Source organism: Campylobacter concisus (assembly GCF_015230035.1).
In the GTDB taxonomy this organism is placed as follows: Bacteria; Campylobacterota; Campylobacteria; order Campylobacterales; family Campylobacteraceae; genus Campylobacter_A; species Campylobacter_A concisus_BK.
In genome coordinates this window covers 28,350-43,426 of sequence record NZ_JAAKZD010000008.1, presented here as the reverse complement: position 1 = coordinate 43,426, position 15,077 = coordinate 28,350, and the positions used below count along the sequence as shown (strand labels likewise).

The following is a 15,077-nucleotide window of genomic DNA, read 5'->3' as shown; positions in this document are numbered from 1 at the left end:
TCCTTATCTAAAAAGTATCTCTTTTCTAGCTTCAAATTCAGCCTTGCTGATCGCACCACTCTCAAAAAGCTCGTAAAGCCTTTTTAAGTCATCCTCTTTATCTTTTAGTTTTAGTCTCTCTTTTAGCTCGACTTTTTGTAAATTTTTCTCGACATAAGCACCAACTAAAAATGCATCTATAAGCCACCAAATGCCCCAAATAGCTAAGAATGGTATGCCTATAATGAAAGAAAACGTAGAGTAGCCAACGAAAAATAGTCCCATCATCAAAAAGCCAGTGATAAATTTACCAAGGTAAATTCTATGCGCTCCAAGCCAGCCAGTAAGTAGCCAAAGCGCGTATGCGACGTAGATATTATTTCCCACTCTCTCTCCTTTTTCTAAAACTTTGCCAAAGTATCATCACGACGCAAAGATCGATCATCACATCAGCGAAGTTAAAGACCGCAAAGTTAAACCACTTGTGCCAAAAGACGTAATCCACGACGCCGCCATGGATAAATCTATCTGTGATATTTGAGCTGCCAGCTCCTAGCAAAGCTCCAAGCCAAATGGCATGCGAGCAAAGCAGCTTTTTCTCAACAACCAGATAGATAAAAACGCCTATGATAAGGGCGATCTGGATAAATTTCAGCCACTCATCTAAAAAGGCAAACATCGAAAATGCAACGCCCTTATTATATGTAAGAACTAGCGAGAAAAACTCGCCCTCCCACGAAAAACCATCTATAAATATCATCTTTATCGCTTGATCAACGATAAAAATGAGAAAAAATGCGATGAAAAATTTAACCAAATTTTTACGCATTTAGGGCTTTTACAAAAAATTTCTCAACTTCATCCATGCGTTTTTCAACTAAAGTTTGATTTTTGCCCTCAAGCAAAAGTCTGATCAAATTTTCAGTGCCAGAGTATCTAAATAGCGATCTTATGCCCTCTTTTGCAAGGCTGGCCTCAAGCTCTTTTAGCCCCTCTATCTTATCAAGCGGCTTTTTCTCTGTGATCTTTAAATTTAGTAAAATTTGCGGATACGGCTTTAACTCGCCAAAAATTTCACTAGCTTTTTTACCTTTTTTAAGCATCATTGCTACTACTTGCATCGAAGTAACAAGGCCGTCGCCAGTCTTAGCGTAGTCGTTAAATATCACGTGACCGCTTTGCTCACCGCCAAAATTTATGCCATTTTCTTTCATCATCTCAAGCACGTATTTATCGCCTACATTTGAGCGAAGTAGTTTGATCTTGTGAGCTTTTAGATAGTCATCAAGTGCGGCATTACTCATCACCGTAGCCACGATGGCTCCACCTTTTAGTGCCTTTTGCTCGTGTAAAAATGCTGCAAGTGAGCCAAGTATCGCGTCTCCATGCACAACTTCGCCGTTTTCATCGACAACGACAAGTCTATCAGCATCGCCGTCAAATGCAAAGCCGATGTCAGCACGAAGCCTTTTTACCTCGCTTGCTAGATCTTCTGGGTGAAGTGCGCCGCAGTTTTGGTTGATGTTGCTACCATTTGGCTCGTTGTTTATGACGATGACATCGGCTCCAAGCTCGCTAAATACAGTTGGTGCGACCTTGTAAGCAGCTCCGTTTGCCACATCTAAAACTACTCGTAAATTCTTTAAATTTAACTCTTTTGGGAATGAATTTTTGATCTGAACGATATATCTGCCGATAACATCATCGATCCTCTTGTTTGCGCCGATCTCTGTCATCGTTTTTTGGGCGTTTGCGATGAGCTCGTCGTCGTAGAAAATTTTCTCTATTTCAGCTTCTATTTTTTCATCTAGTTTGTTGCCAAAGCTATCAAAAAATTTGATGCCGTTATCGTAGTATGGGTTGTGTGAGGCGCTTATCATTATGCCAGCGTCACAGCGCATATTTTCTGTTAAAAATGCGATCGCAGGTGTTGGCATAGGGCCTATTTGAAGGACGTTGTAGCCAACTGCAGTTAGCCCTGCAACGATGGCGGTTTCTATCATATAGCCACTTTTTCTAGTATCTTTTCCAACCAAAATCACATTTGTCGCTGAGGTCTTTCTAAAGTAAATTCCAGCAGCCATTGCAAGGCGCATAGATGTTTGAGCTGAAAGCTTTTCGCCAGCCTTACCACGAACTCCGTCTGTTCCAAAAAGTTTCATCAATTTATCCTTTTTATTATAAAATGGTGCTATTTTATCAGAAATTATCAAATTTAAAATCTAAAATTTTATTTGTTTTAAAGCTGACTTAAATTCAGTTACAATTAAATATATTTTTCATATAATCACGGACTAAAATTATCAAAAAAGGTATATTATGGCAAACCATAAATCTGCTGAAAAAAGAGCTAGACAAACTATAAAAAGAACAGAAAGAAACAGATTTTACCGCACTAGACTTAAAAACATCACAAAAGCAGTGCGTGTAGCTGTAGAAGCTAAAGATCTAAATGCTGCAAATGAAGCTTTAAAAGTTGCTAACAAAAGCATCCATAGCTTCGTAAGCAGAGGCTTTTTGAAGAAACAAACTGCTGCTCGCCGCGTTAGTCGCCTTGCTCAATTAGTAAACACTCTAAAAGCTGCTTAATCTATTAAATTTTAATGTTTGCTGATAAACTTCATCCATTTTTGGATCGCTATGATGAAATTTCTACGCTTCTGAGCGATCCAAATATAGCAAACGATATCGAAAAGATGACAAAGCTCTCAAAAGAGCAATCATCTATCGAACCAGTTGCAACTGCTGCAAAAAAATATCTACAAATTCTAAACGACATCGAAGAGAATAAAGCCTTACTTGAGGACTCTGAACTTGGCGAGCTTGCAAAAGATGAGCTTAAAAATTTAGAAATTTTAAGAGAGAAGCTTGAAGAAGAGATCAAAATTTTACTTCTTCCAAAAGACCCAAACGATGATAAAAATATATTTTTAGAAATTCGCGCAGGTACTGGTGGTGACGAGGCTGCACTATTTGTTGGAGATCTTTTCAACGCTTACATCAGATATGCAGAGCTTCGTGGATATAAATTTGAGATCGTTAGCCAAAGCGAGGGCAACACTGGCGGCTTTAAAGAGATCATCGTGCTCATAAAGGGCAAAGGCGCTTACTCTAGGCTAAAATTTGAAGGTGGCACACATAGGGTTCAGCGAGTGCCAGAGACTGAGAGTCAGGGCAGGGTGCACACCTCGGCTGTGACTGTGGCTATCATGCCAGAGGTTGAAGACAGCGAGATCGAGATCAATCCAAATGATATAAGAGTTGATGTTATGAGAAGCTCGGGCCACGGCGGTCAGTCAGTAAATACAACCGATAGTGCCGTTAGGATCACGCACATACCAACGGGTCTTGTTGTCACAAACCAAGATGGCAAGAGCCAGCACAAAAACAAAGAAGCTGCAATGAAGGTACTAAAGGCTAGACTTTACGAGATGCAAGAGCAAGAGAGACTTGCTAAAGAGACTAGCGAGCGCAAGAGTCAAGTCGGCACTGGAGACCGCTCAGGCAGGATAAGAACTTATAACTACCCACAAAACCGCATAAGCGATCACCGTATAAATTTAACACTTTACCGCCTTGATGCGATCATGGCTGCAGGATTATTTGACGAGATCATCGAGCCGCTTATCACTCACTATCAAGCAGAAGCGATGCTTGAAGCTGGCATCTAAGCGCAAAATTTATAAATTCTCACCAAGTCATTAAAAATCAAAAATCTACAAACTAAGATATAAAGTCATCTGATCTTGAAACGATCTTAGTTTGTCTGTTTTATAATAAAAAATAATATTTATTCAATATATTTTTCAAAAATAATTTAAATTAAATTTTTAGATTTTAGTTCATTTAGTACGATATTTTGGGCTTTGGTAAATTATAAATCTTTATTTATGATATTAAAAAATTTTATTAATTGATCATAAGTTCGCATTAATAATAATACTCTATAATACCCAAACATTAAATCAAAATAAGGAGAAAATATGTCACTAAGCGCAAGAAATCAACTAAACGTCGAGATATTAGAAGTAAGAACAGGTGCGGTAAATTCGCTAATAGCTGGCAAACTAGCAGGTGGCGAGGTGCTAAAAGCAACTATTACAGTTGATAGCGAGAAAGCTCTTGATCTTAAAGTTGGCAAAAAAGCTATATTTTTATTCAAAGCTTCAAGCGTTATCGTTTCAAAAGACGACAGCATCAAGCTTAGCGCAACAAACCAAATAAAAGGCGTTGTTAGCGAGATAAAAGACGGCGCTGTAAATGCTGAGGTTATCATCGACGCAAACGGCAGCAAAATTTCAGCTATCATCACAAGAGAGTCAGTTCAAAATTTGGCTTTAAAAGCAGGCGACAAAGTAACTGCTATCATCAAAGCAACTCAAATCATAGTTGGTGTTAAATAATTAAATGACAAAATAGTGGCAGGCATTTGCTTGCCACTATAAATTTTTAAATCTATAAACCCCGTTTTTTACTCGCTCAAAAATTTTCTTCTCTTCAAGTAGCTTAAATGTGCTTATCACGGTTGGTTTGCTCACATTTAGCTTTTCACAAATGTCTGAAATTTTAAGCACGATAAAGCCATTTTCATCGCTTAGCTCGCAAAGTAAATTTATGATCTCTATCTTTTTCCCGCCAAGAAGCGCTTTGTAAATTTCTTTTTCTAGCCGCAAATTTTATATCCTATCGCTACGCACCAAAGCGCGCCACATAAGAAATTTGCGATCATCACAGCCGCACTTCCAGCGTCCTTTGCCGCTTTTGCTAGGGCGTGATAGTCTGGGCTTGCAAGATCAGTCACTCGCTCTAGGCTCGAGTTTAAGCACTCGCAAACTAGCACAAATGCCATGCTAAAGATCAAAAATAGGTTAAAAATAAGGTCAAATTTCCAAAAAAATAGCGAGATCGTAGCTACCAAAAATATGCAAATTTCTATGCGAAAGCTCTTTTCGTTTTTAAAAATTTCAGCCAAACCCTCTCTTGCGTAGCCAAAATTTTTAAAAAATTTATACGTTGGCTGGTTTCTCATAACTTTCCTTTTTGTGATTTTTGGCATAATTATAATTAAAAAAAGGATGAAATTTGAAACTTATTAGCTGGAATGTAAATGGGCTGCGCGCAGTCGTGGCAAAAGATGGCTTTGGCTGGCTTGACGAGGTTAGGCCTGATTTTTTGGGACTTCAAGAGATCAAGGTCAAAGAAGATGACGTGCCAAAAGAAATTTACAACCTTGGCTTTAAAGATATAAGTGTAAATTCAGGCGTAAGAGCTGGCTACTCTGGCGTGATGAGCCTTACTAAATTTGACGTGCAAACGCAAAAAGCAGCCTTTTTTGACGACACGGAGGGGCGAGTTTTGGAGCATAGATTTGATGATATCGTGCTTTTTAACATCTACTTTCCAAATGGCCAAAAGGACGATGAGAGGCTAGCTTACAAAATGGACTTTTACGAGAAATTTCTAGCTTACTGCAAAGAGCTTATAAAAAGCGGCAAAGAGGTGATATTTTGTGGCGACGTAAATACCGCTCACCGCGAGATCGACCTGAAAAATCCAAAGGCAAATGCCAAAACTTCTGGCTTTTTGCCTATCGAGCGCGCGTGGATAGATGAGGTGCTAAAAAGTGGCTTTATAGATACCTTTAGAGCCGTAAATGGCGACGTTACGGACGCTTACTCGTGGTGGAGCTACCGCTTTAACGCAAGGGCAAAAAACGTCGGCTGGAGGATTGATTATTTCTTCATCTCGCAGGGGCTAAAAGATAGGCTAAAAGACGCCTTTATCATGCCAGAGATCGTTGGTAGCGACCACTGCCCAGTTGGCATAGAGATAGAAATTTAGATCACGCCCTCTTCTAGCAGGTGGGTGATCAAAATTTTAAAGCCTAGAAATATAAGTATCGCTCCGCCCAAAAAGAGCGCCTTTTTCTCTAAAATTTCACCCATAAATTTACCGATATAAAAGGCAGCTAGACTTAGCACAAAGCAGACTACGCCAATGATGAGCGCACTCTCAAATATACTAACCGCTTCAAAGCTAAGCGTGACACCAATGGCAAGCGCGTCGATGCTAGTGGCAAATGCGCCCACAAAAATGGTCTTAATATCCATGCTTAATGACTCGCCAGCCTCGCTGCTACAGGCCTCTTTTAACATTTTAAAGCCAAGAAAACAAAGTATAAAAAATGCGATGAAGTGATCGATAGAGCTTATAAATTTAGCAAAGCTAATGCCTAGAAAATAGCCAAGAAGCGGCATGAGAAACTGAAAAAAGCCAAGCATAAAAGCGATAAATAAAATTTTACCAAAGCCAAGGCTTTTATACCTTGCGCCGTTTGCCATATTTAGCGCCGCGCTATCCATGCTAAGAGCGAAGCTAAGAAGTAAAAGCTGCATAAATTCCCCTCAAAAAAGGGTGAATTTTAGTGCAAAAATATTAAATTTATTTTAAGCGTTTAGATATTTTTTGTATGATTTTGCTTTAAATTTAAAAAAGGAGAGAAGATGAAAAGATCTCTTGTTATACTTTGTGGCGCGCTTGCTTTAAATTTACAAGCCGCAAGCATGGATGATATGATAAATAAAGGTGTCAAAATCGCCACTCACGCATCAAGCGGCGACTACAAAAGCTTAGTTAGCGAGGCGCTAAATGCCGCTGTGAGCGAGCTTTCAAAAGAGGGCTTTATAAACAACACCACAGCCAAAATCCCACTCCCAAAAAGCCTTGAGATGGCGTCAAATTTAGCCAAAAAAGTGGGCGGCGAGAAGTGGGCGCAGGACCTTAGCAAGTCGATAAACAACGCTGCGACCACGGCCGTGCCAAAGGCTGCTGAAATTTTTAGCGAGAGCATAAAAAATATGAGCGAGGCTGATGTCAAAAAGCTCTTTAACGGCGGCAGCGACAGCGTTACGAAGTATTTGCAGCAAAGCTCCAGCCAAAAGCTAAAGGCGGCATTTACACCGATAATTGAAAAAATGATGAGCGATAATAGCTTTGCGACTGCCTATAATGGGCTAAATTCTTTCATCGGCGGCTCAGCAAAAAACAACGAAACGATAAAATCAGTCAAAAGCCTAGCTAAAAATTTAGGCGCAAGCGAATATGTGCCAGATGATGGCGAAGACCTAAACGCATATATCACGAGAAAGACGCTAGATGGGCTATTTAACGTGATGAGCGAGAAAGAAAAGGGGCTAAGAAGCGGCTTTAGCCTAGATAGCGGCAAAAAGGTGCTAGACTCGATCTTTAAATGAGAAATTTAAGCGCTCAAAACAAAGCCGACATCGCTCTTATCGTAGTTGCCGTCGTTTGGGGCGCTACGTTTTTACCCATGGCAAACGCGCTAAAGACAAATGGCGTCTTTGTCATGCTCTTTTGCCGGTTTTTTCTCTCGGCCATCTTTATGGGCTTTGTCGCGCTTAAATTTACTAAGAAATTTGACAAAAAAAGCGTCATCTACGGCGTTATCCTTGGTGCGGTGCTCTTTTTGTCATTTGCCACGCAAACTTACGCTCTAAAGCTTACTTTTAGCTCGAGCGTCGCCTTTATCACGGGGCTTGAGTGCGTGATAGTGCCTTTTATGGCGGCTTTTATTTTTAAAAATAAAATAACCATTTTTGCCATTTTAGGCGCTATCATCGCTATTTTTGGGCTTTGGCTCTTAAGTGGCGCCACGCTCGCACTTGGGAGCGGCGAGGCACTAGCGCTTGTCTGCGCGATATTTTATGCGCTTTATACTACGCTAAATGGCCACTTTGTAAGAAAGAGCGAGCTTTATTCGCTTGTATTTGTGGTCTTTCTCACCGTCTCTTTGCTCTCGTTTGTCTTTGTATTTTTTGAAGGTAGCGTTGTGCCAAAATTTGATAGGGAATTTTTCATAGCGATATTTATCACAACTGTGATTGGCACCATATTTTGCTACTTTGTGCAAACGATCGCTCAAAGATACACGACCGCTAGCAAGGCGGCCTTGTTTTTCTGCCTAGAGCCAGTCTCTGCTGGATTTATCGGCTATTTTATTGCTGGCGAGCTACTTAGCATCTGGCAAATTTTTGGAGCCATGCTCATCATCTTTGGCGTCATTTTTAGCGAATTTGGCAAGCAAATTTGCTCTAAATTTAAGCTCTAAAAGACAAAAAGCTTCATTTGTGAGTCTATTTTCTCATCTATAAACTCGCCCTCAAATCTCTCTTTTAGCATCGCTAAAACCGTCTTTTCATCGTAGTTTTTAGCTCCGTTTATCTCAAGGTGCCAGCAGATATTTTCAGCTGCTTCTTGCACGCTTCGTCTAGCGATCCTAGTTTCATTTAAAATTTGACTCTTAAAAGCGATGCCTTGATCATTTAGCCACGCTTCAAGCCTATCTACTACGTTTTTTTGAGAGAGCACTCGGCCAAATTTTTCAAAAAATGGCTCAAGCAGATCAGAGCTTCTAGGTTTATCCCAGCCAAGATAGAGCTTTTGCTTGGCGCAGTTTTGAAATTTAGCAAAATCTTCATCGCTTGCAATGGCTGGGCTCATCGTGCAAATGGCGATATCAAAGTGTCTAGCAGGCTTAAATTCTCTCCACGAGCAAACCTCGCTGGTTAAATTTGTCACGCCAAATCTCTTTGCGTCCTCGTTTAAAATTTCTATCATCTTTTCTGAGCTATCGATGCCAGTTATATGCTTAGCCGTTTTTGATAAAAATATGCTCCAAACGCCCGTACCACAGCCGATATCAAGGATATCTTTGCCGCTAAAATCAACTCCCCAAGCCAAGGCTTTACTAAAAATTTGCTGCTGGATAGCGCTGATCTTGCCGTCAAATCTTTGGTAGTTTGACGCCTTTTTATCCCATAAATTTTGCATTTTAGCTCCTTATTTTTGGCTATAATTTTAGCAAAAAAGGTCAAAAATGAGAGATTTTATATATCACGTCACCATCCCGCCACAAGCCATCGACATGCATGGACACATGAATAATGTATATTATTTCACGCTTATGCAAGAGGCCGCATTTGCCCACTCCGCCGCTGTTGGCGACACGGTTGAGGCGCAGTATAAAAGGGGTGAAATTTGGCTCATTAGAAAAAATGAAGCAAAATATATAAAAAGCGCAAAGCTGATGGATGAGATAGAAATTTACACCTACACGCAGACTGAGGGCAAGGCGACATCTTGCAGATATTTCGAGTTTAAAAAAGATGGCGAGCTAATAGCAACTGGCAAGACGGAATTTGTCTATATCGATCTAAAGACAAACCGCCCAAAAGCTATCCCAGCACAGATCATCGCACTTTACTCGTGACCGCACTCGTCGCAAACGCCCTTTATCACGGCACTTTTTATATTTTTAGCGACGCTTAGGTGTGGCATGTCGATGTTTGTCACCTTGTGACAGACGTCGCAGATGAAGTAGGCTTTGGCCTCATTTGCTAGCTCGTAGTAGCTCTTGTGGTTGTTTTCGGTTTTTATCACGAGATTTTCTTTTTCAAAAATTTCCATACTTCTATAAAAGGTCGTCTTGTTTGCGTCAAGGCTCTCTAAAATTTCATCGTAGCTTAGCGGTGTTTTGGCGTTTTGTAAAATTTCAACAAGCTTTATGCGAAGCGTCGTAGCCTTGATATTGTGCTCTTCTAGGAAATTTCTCGCGTTCATCTTTGCCCTTTTCATTTTTCGTATATTAACGCTAAAAGATTTAAACTATATTTAAAAGAAAAGGCTAAATTTAGGCATTTGCTTTTTAAGTTGCAACCAAGTTGCATTTTGCTAAACTTCGCAATTATTTTTTAAAGGAGAGATAATGAGAAAAATTATCGTTTTTTTAGCTGTTTGTGCTTTGTCTCTTTTTGCAAAGCCGGTTGTGACTACTAGCATACTGCCAACGAAATTTTTTGTCGAGCAGATCGCTGGAGATACGCTAGATGTAAATGCGATGGTTGGCAAAGGCGCTGACCCCCACACTTACGAGCCAAAGCCAAAGCAGATGAAGGAGCTTGAAAAGAGCGAGCTTTACTTTGCTATAGGCATCGAGTTTGAAGACGCGTGGCTTGATCGCTTCTCAAAGACGTTTAAAAATTTACGCATCGTAAAGACGCAAGAAGGCATCGAAAAGATCGCTATGAGCGAGGAGCATGAACATGAAGAGCACCACGAGCATAAGCACGAGGGTGAGCATAAACATGAGCACCATGACCACGAGGGCGAGCACCATCATCACCACCATGACGGCCTTGACCCACATATCTGGCTTGACCCTATCTTAGTAAAAACACAAGCTGATAACATCGCAAAGGCGCTAATAGAGAAATTCCCGCAAAATGCAAAGCTTTATGAAGAGAATTTGGCTAAATTTAAAGCTAGCCTTGACGAGCTTGATAGCTTTATCAAAAACGAGCTAAAAGATGTCAAAACTCGTGAATTTATCGTATATCACCCATCTTGGGGCTACTTTGCAAAGCGCTATGATCTAGAGCAAATCGCCATCGAGATAGAGGGCAAAGAGCCAAAGCCAGCTGAGCTAAAAGAGCTTATAGAAGAAGCCAAAGAGCACGGTGTAAAGGTTATTTTCGTAGCTCCACAGTTTCCAACAAAGGCTGCAAATTTGATCGCAAAAGAGACTGGTTCAAAGGTCGTCATGATAGACCAACTGCCTGAAAACTGGCTAGCCGAGATGAAAAAAACGGCTGAAATTTTCGCTAAAAGTCTATAAAAATGTTAGCACGCCTGATCGTCATTTGCCTACTAACCATAAATGCTTTCGGGTGTGCTCTATGCTCGCTTTATAGCCCAACAGCTCACGTTAGCGCGAAATTTGTCGCACACGAAAATAATATCAGCCAGATCGCCTTTACTTGGACCTTTTCGCAAAATTTCTCAGATATTATGAAGCAAAATTTTGACCTCAATCAAGATGAAAAGATAGACGATAAAGAGCTTAGAAAGATCCGCTTAAATTTACTAGACTACCTCGTGCCAAGGCACTATCTAACGGACATTGAGTACTATTACAAGGATGAAAACGCCACTAAAATAGAGCCAAATTTAAATAATTACAAGCTCTATTTTGATGAGGGCAGGCTTAAATTTGACGTGAGTTTTAAGACAAATTTAGTGGTCGCTGAGGGACTTGTCATATCTGTTGATATGGAGGACAAAGAGGGCTATTTTAACTTCAAATTTACGCAAAATAACGCATTTTTGGTGGGTGAAAGCTTCTGGGCGATACCAAATTCAAACTCAAATTTGATATTTTTTACATTTTCAAGCAAGGCTGCAGCCAAAGCTCACAATGAAAAGCCAGCGCTTAAAGAGCTGCTAAAAGAGCCAGTAGCAGGCTCGAGCGATGAGAATTTAAGCCAGATAGATAAGATCGACGAGGCGAAATTTGACATCGTCTCAAAAACTAGCCTAAGCTTGCTTGATAGGCTAAAGCAAATTTTAAGAAGCGTGGATTACAAAAGTCCGCTTGCGCTGCTATTTTTAGCGTTTATCTCATTTGGCTATGGCTTCTTGCACGCTGCTGGCGCAGGTCATGGCAAGGTGCTAACAAGCTCATATTTTGCCGCAACTGGTGGCAGCTACAAAAGGGCGTTTTTATTTGCGCTAAAGATCGGCTTTTTGCATGTTGTGGGTGCATTTGTCTTTGTCTTTGCTAGCTTTTTGCTGCTGCGAGAGGTGAGTAACGACCTTACAAAGGACACAGCTAGCATAACGACCGCGTTTTCTGGAGTTGTGATCTTTTTTGTGGCGATTTTTATGCTCGTTAAAAAGATCAAATTTTATCTCTCAAACAAAAATGAGACTAAATTTTATATTTTTAGATCAAATCTAAGTCAAAATTTGAGTAAAAATACAAAATTTAAAAGCGAATGCGGTTGTCAAATTTGCTCCACTAAAAAGCCAAAGAGCAAAGAGGAGTGGCTAGTAGCGGCTGCTGCGGCTCTTGTGCCCTGTCCTGGCACGATACTAGTCTTTGTGCTGGCAAATGAGATAGGTAGCTACTTTGCAGGCGTGATAAGTGGCCTGTTTATGGCGCTTGGCATGAGTGTGGTGATATTTGTAGCGGCAGTTTTTGGCTCAAAGATAAGCACGAACATTAAGCTAAAAAAGTTTAAAATCTACGCAGAATTTGCAGCCCTTGGCATCATGCTTTGGCTTGGACTTTTCATTTTTGTCACGACATTTACGCAAAAGAGCCTGTTTTGAAAGATATTATAAAAATTAGAAATTTAAACTTTAGCTACGATAAGCAAGTCGTTTTAGAGGGTATTAACTTAGACTATAGTAGTGACGAGTTTTTAGCGATAATTGGCCCAAATGGTGGGGGCAAAAGCACGCTTTTAAAGCTCATTTTGGGCCTGCTTAAGCCTCAAAGTGGCGAGATCAAGCTCTTTGGTAAAGAGCCAAGCGAGGTTAGTAAATTTATAGGCTACGTGCCGCAAAATTTCCTCTCAAATCAAAGCTTTCCGATGATGGTTTTAGAAGTCGTTTTAATGGGATTAATCGATAAAAAAATCTTTGGTTTTTACTCAAAAGATGAAAAAGCTCTAGCACTAAGTGCCCTTGAAAAGGTCGGCATGAGCGAGTTTGCAAACGCGAGGATCGGCGAGCTAAGTGGCGGTCAAAGGCAGCGCGTCTATATCGCTAGAGCGCTTTGTGCAAATGCAAAAGTGCTCATCCTAGACGAGCCAACAGCCAGCATCGACACAAAAGGGCAGGCTGAAATTTATGAAATTTTAAAGGGCATAAATGCAAATGGCGTTGGCGTGGTTTTAGTTAGTCACGACCTAAATATCGTGCTAAACTACGCTACAAAGATCGCTTACGTGAGTAAAAATTTACACATTCACAAAACGCATGAAAACCTTGCAAAGAGGGAATTTATCGAGCATCTAGCTAGAACGCATAGCCATTTTTGTGATGTCGAGATCGCACTTGGCGAGTGCGGCTGCGAAAAGACAAAGAGCAATGTTTTTAAATTTTAAAGAGAGAAAATGAGTGAAATTTTAGAGTTAAATTTTATGCAAAATGCCTTTATTGCGAGCATTTTAGTAAGCATAATATGTGGCATGATAGGCTCGCTTGTGGTGATAAACAAGATGACTTTCATCGCTGGAGGCATCGCCCACGGCGCGTATGGCGGCATAGGGCTTGCTTTTTTCTTCTCACTCGAGCCACTTTTTGGAGCGAGCATATTTTCGCTATTTCTAGCGCTCATCATCGCCACGATCACGCTAAAAGATAAGACAAACATCGACTCCGTAATAGGCGCTATTTGGGCGATTGGCATGGCGATTGGTATTATTTTCATCGACCTAACGCCTGGCTATAACGCCGATCTTATGAGCTATCTTTTTGGCTCGATCCTTGCAGTTAGCGGCACAGATATTGCGTTTATGAGCGTTTTAGACCTCTTGTTTTTAGCACTCATCGCACTTTTTTACCGCCAGTTTGTGGCGATCAGCTTTGATGCGGAGTTTGCAAAACTTCGCGGGGTAAATACCACTTTTTTTCACTATCTGCTAGTTTGTATGATGGCGCTTTGCGTGGTGGCTACGATCCGTGTGGTGGGGCTAATACTTGTCATCGCACTACTTACCATACCGCCTTATATTGCGCAAATTTTCGCCAAAAGACTTGGGCTCATGATGCTTATCTCAACCATTTTTTCAGTTGTTTTTTGCTTTATCGGCCTTGTGATCAGCTTTTATTTCAACCTAACAGGCGGAGCTAGCATCATCTTAGTCGCCTCGCTTTGCTTTTTTGCATTTAGCTTTAAATTTAAAAGCTTGCGCTCGTAGCTCTTTTTAACCTAAAAAGCGTCCAAGCCAAAAAGCAAATCGCTGTAAAATAGACACTAAAAAAGAGCGCTAGCCACATAAATTTGATCTCAAGTCCTAGCCAAAAGACCGCCGCATAAAAGAGTGAGCATTGAAGTACGAGCTGTCTAAAGCCATTTAGCAAAAAGATCGCTACTGGGCGTTTTATCGCCTGCAAGGTGCTGCCTGAGATGTTTATCGTGCCGTAAGCCATGTAGGCAAGTGAGTTGATGCCAAGGTAGAGTTTGGCTACCTCAAGCACGGCTGGCGTGCTGTCAAAGAGCCTGATCGCGCTCTCGCCAAAAAGCCTTATAAAGATGTAGGCAAAGACGCAGTAGATGAGCAAAAAAAGAAGCGATAGTTTGTAGCACTGCAATACTCTTTGAAAGCTCTTAGCGCCGTAGTTTCTTGAGATGATGCTAAGCACTCCTGCTGCCATGCCGATGGTTGGAAGCACTAAAATTTGCTCGATCCTTAAAGCTATGCCATAACCTGCCACTGCATTTACGCCGTAAAAGCTCACAAATTTTAAAAGCACGAGTGAGCCAAGCGACATTGAGAGGTAGTTTAGGCAAGCTGGCAAGGCTTGCTTTAGTATCTTTGCCCAGACGGCGAAATTTGGTACGAAGTAGCCTAAATTTCTAGGATCTATCATCTTGCTCTTTCTCACTTTAAAAAAGAGGTAGATCATGCCTAAAAACTGCACGCTAGCCGTTGCTAGAGCAAGGCCCTTTACGCCAAGAGCAAAGCTAAAGGCAAAAAGATAGCAAAAAAATGCGTTGATAAAAAGGCCGCAAAATAGCCAGTTGCGGTAGCTTTTAGTATCGCCAAGCGCGACTAAAACGCCATTAAGCGATTTTATAAGTAAGAAAAATGGAGCTGCAAGAAAGATGACGCCAGCGTAGTCAAGAGCCTCTTTGATGTAGTGATGGTCAGCGCCTAAAAGAATTAGTAAATTTGGCGCTAGTAAATAGCCACAAAGTCCAATAAAAATGGCAAAAAGAAGCACGAAGATGATGCCATTTGAGGCGTAAAGTTTAGCCATTTTTGGTTTGTTTGTGCCTAGGCTGTTGCCTATTAGCGCGGTGAGTGCCGAGCCAAAGCCAAGCCCGATGCCAACGACACTTAGATAGAGCAAAAAGCTCATCGCCATGCCAGCAACTGCTATGGTAGAAATTTTAGCTGCGAAAAATGTGCCAGTGACGTTGTAAAGCGTGTTAAACATCATGCCCACGCCAGCTGGCAGCGAGAGTGAGATGATTAGTTTATTTAGCGGGTCTTTTAGTAGGTCCAAGC

The 15,077-nt window shown here is 40.9% G+C and carries 20 protein-coding genes; 11 read left to right on the top strand and 9 right to left on the bottom strand.

Annotated features, from left to right (window positions below; translation table 11 throughout):
• Nucleotides 1-3: 3 nt before the first annotated feature.
• From G6W41_RS06645 to glmM, 3 genes are read right to left on the bottom strand one after another with little or no spacing between them, the layout of a single operon-like run.
• Entirely contained in the window at nucleotides 4-366 is a 363-nt protein-coding gene (locus tag G6W41_RS06645; protein WP_194170989.1) for an NINE protein, read from the bottom strand.
• Nucleotides 356-808 (bottom strand): signal peptidase II, encoded by a 453-nt coding sequence (lspA, locus tag G6W41_RS06640; protein ID WP_194170988.1) that lies wholly within the window; start codon nucleotides 806-808, stop codon nucleotides 356-358. The genes G6W41_RS06645 and lspA overlap by 11 nt, the downstream gene beginning before the upstream one ends.
• Entirely contained in the window at nucleotides 801-2,141 is a 1,341-nt protein-coding gene (glmM, locus tag G6W41_RS06635) for a phosphoglucosamine mutase (RefSeq protein WP_009295095.1), read from the bottom strand. The genes lspA and glmM overlap by 8 nt, the downstream gene beginning before the upstream one ends.
• 157 nt (nucleotides 2,142-2,298) lie before the next feature.
• Here glmM and rpsT point away from each other — a divergent pair, with 157 nt between their 5' ends.
• The 3 genes from rpsT (at nucleotide 2,299) to G6W41_RS06620 (ending at nucleotide 4,382) form a co-directional block, all read left to right on the top strand.
• Nucleotides 2,299-2,568 (top strand): 30S ribosomal protein S20, encoded by a 270-nt coding sequence (gene rpsT, locus G6W41_RS06630; RefSeq protein WP_004317319.1) that lies wholly within the window; start codon nucleotides 2,299-2,301, stop codon nucleotides 2,566-2,568.
• A gap of 14 nt (nucleotides 2,569-2,582) precedes the next feature.
• On the top strand, nucleotides 2,583-3,650 hold the full coding sequence (prfA, locus tag G6W41_RS06625; RefSeq protein WP_194170987.1) for a peptide chain release factor 1: 1,068 nt from the start codon (nucleotides 2,583-2,585) through the stop codon (nucleotides 3,648-3,650).
• A 312-nt stretch (nucleotides 3,651-3,962) separates the two neighbouring features.
• Entirely contained in the window at nucleotides 3,963-4,382 is a 420-nt protein-coding gene (locus G6W41_RS06620) for a TOBE domain-containing protein (RefSeq protein ID WP_194170986.1), read from the top strand.
• A 36-nt stretch (nucleotides 4,383-4,418) separates the two neighbouring features.
• Here G6W41_RS06620 and G6W41_RS06615 read toward each other — a convergent pair whose 3' ends face one another.
• The gene (locus G6W41_RS06615; protein ID WP_103650004.1) at nucleotides 4,419-4,652 is read right to left on the bottom strand and encodes a replication/maintenance protein RepL; all 234 of its coding nucleotides are present in this window, start codon (nucleotides 4,650-4,652) and stop codon (nucleotides 4,419-4,421) included.
• Nucleotides 4,643-5,008: a diacylglycerol kinase gene (locus tag G6W41_RS06610; protein WP_103650005.1), complete on the bottom strand. Its 366-nt coding sequence runs from the start codon at nucleotides 5,006-5,008 to the stop codon at nucleotides 4,643-4,645. The genes G6W41_RS06615 and G6W41_RS06610 overlap by 10 nt, the downstream gene beginning before the upstream one ends.
• 53 nt (nucleotides 5,009-5,061) lie before the next feature.
• Between G6W41_RS06610 and G6W41_RS06605 the strand changes: the two genes are divergently transcribed.
• A complete protein-coding gene (locus G6W41_RS06605) occupies nucleotides 5,062-5,820 on the top strand; it encodes an exodeoxyribonuclease III (protein ID WP_103650006.1) in 759 nt (252 codons plus the stop codon).
• On the opposite strand, the gene G6W41_RS06600 is transcribed toward G6W41_RS06605, so the two are convergent.
• A complete protein-coding gene (locus G6W41_RS06600) occupies nucleotides 5,817-6,374 on the bottom strand; it encodes a manganese efflux pump MntP (protein WP_103650007.1) in 558 nt (185 codons plus the stop codon). The genes G6W41_RS06605 and G6W41_RS06600 overlap by 4 nt on opposite strands.
• A gap of 108 nt (nucleotides 6,375-6,482) precedes the next feature.
• On the opposite strand from G6W41_RS06600, the gene G6W41_RS06595 reads away from it, so the two are divergent.
• Both G6W41_RS06595 and G6W41_RS06590 read left to right on the top strand, forming a co-directional pair.
• Nucleotides 6,483-7,232 carry a DUF4197 domain-containing protein gene (locus G6W41_RS06595; protein ID WP_103606284.1) on the top strand — a complete coding sequence of 250 codons (750 nt, stop codon included), beginning with the start codon at nucleotides 6,483-6,485 and terminating at the stop codon, nucleotides 7,230-7,232.
• The gene (locus G6W41_RS06590; RefSeq protein ID WP_103650008.1) at nucleotides 7,229-8,107 is read left to right on the top strand and encodes a DMT family transporter; all 879 of its coding nucleotides are present in this window, start codon (nucleotides 7,229-7,231) and stop codon (nucleotides 8,105-8,107) included. The genes G6W41_RS06595 and G6W41_RS06590 overlap by 4 nt, the downstream gene beginning before the upstream one ends.
• Here G6W41_RS06590 and G6W41_RS06585 read toward each other — a convergent pair.
• Nucleotides 8,104-8,829 carry a class I SAM-dependent methyltransferase gene (locus G6W41_RS06585; protein ID WP_194170985.1) on the bottom strand — a complete coding sequence of 242 codons (726 nt, stop codon included), beginning with the start codon at nucleotides 8,827-8,829 and terminating at the stop codon, nucleotides 8,104-8,106. The two genes, G6W41_RS06590 and G6W41_RS06585, sit on opposite strands and share 4 nt — an antisense overlap.
• A gap of 46 nt (nucleotides 8,830-8,875) precedes the next feature.
• On the opposite strand from G6W41_RS06585, the gene G6W41_RS06580 reads away from it, so the two are divergent.
• Entirely contained in the window at nucleotides 8,876-9,268 is a 393-nt protein-coding gene (locus tag G6W41_RS06580) for an acyl-CoA thioesterase (RefSeq protein ID WP_194170984.1), read from the top strand.
• Here G6W41_RS06580 and G6W41_RS06575 read toward each other — a convergent pair.
• Complete coding sequence (locus tag G6W41_RS06575) at nucleotides 9,259-9,618, bottom strand: Fur family transcriptional regulator (protein WP_004317429.1); 360 nt, start codon at nucleotides 9,616-9,618, stop codon at nucleotides 9,259-9,261. The genes G6W41_RS06580 and G6W41_RS06575 overlap by 10 nt on opposite strands.
• A gap of 145 nt (nucleotides 9,619-9,763) precedes the next feature.
• Here G6W41_RS06575 and G6W41_RS06570 point away from each other — a divergent pair, with 145 nt between their 5' ends.
• The 4 genes from G6W41_RS06570 to G6W41_RS06555 are packed head-to-tail and all read left to right on the top strand — an operon-like array spanning nucleotide 9,764 to nucleotide 13,763.
• Complete coding sequence (locus G6W41_RS06570) at nucleotides 9,764-10,672, top strand: metal ABC transporter solute-binding protein, Zn/Mn family (RefSeq protein WP_087581935.1); 909 nt, start codon at nucleotides 9,764-9,766, stop codon at nucleotides 10,670-10,672.
• 2 nt (nucleotides 10,673-10,674) lie between these two features.
• Nucleotides 10,675-12,168, top strand: coding sequence for a nickel/cobalt transporter (locus G6W41_RS06565; RefSeq protein ID WP_194170983.1), 1,494 nt, complete (start codon nucleotides 10,675-10,677; stop codon nucleotides 12,166-12,168).
• Entirely contained in the window at nucleotides 12,165-12,947 is a 783-nt protein-coding gene (locus G6W41_RS06560; RefSeq protein ID WP_021092586.1) for a metal ABC transporter ATP-binding protein, read from the top strand. The genes G6W41_RS06565 and G6W41_RS06560 overlap by 4 nt, the downstream gene beginning before the upstream one ends.
• Nucleotides 12,948-12,956: 9 nt before the next feature.
• Nucleotides 12,957-13,763, top strand: coding sequence for a metal ABC transporter permease (locus tag G6W41_RS06555; protein WP_194170982.1), 807 nt, complete (start codon nucleotides 12,957-12,959; stop codon nucleotides 13,761-13,763).
• Here the strand turns inward: G6W41_RS06555 and G6W41_RS06550 are convergent.
• Complete coding sequence (locus tag G6W41_RS06550; RefSeq protein WP_194170981.1) at nucleotides 13,744-15,075, bottom strand: MATE family efflux transporter; 1,332 nt, start codon at nucleotides 15,073-15,075, stop codon at nucleotides 13,744-13,746. The genes G6W41_RS06555 and G6W41_RS06550 overlap by 20 nt on opposite strands.
• Nucleotides 15,076-15,077: the final 2 nt, after the last annotated feature.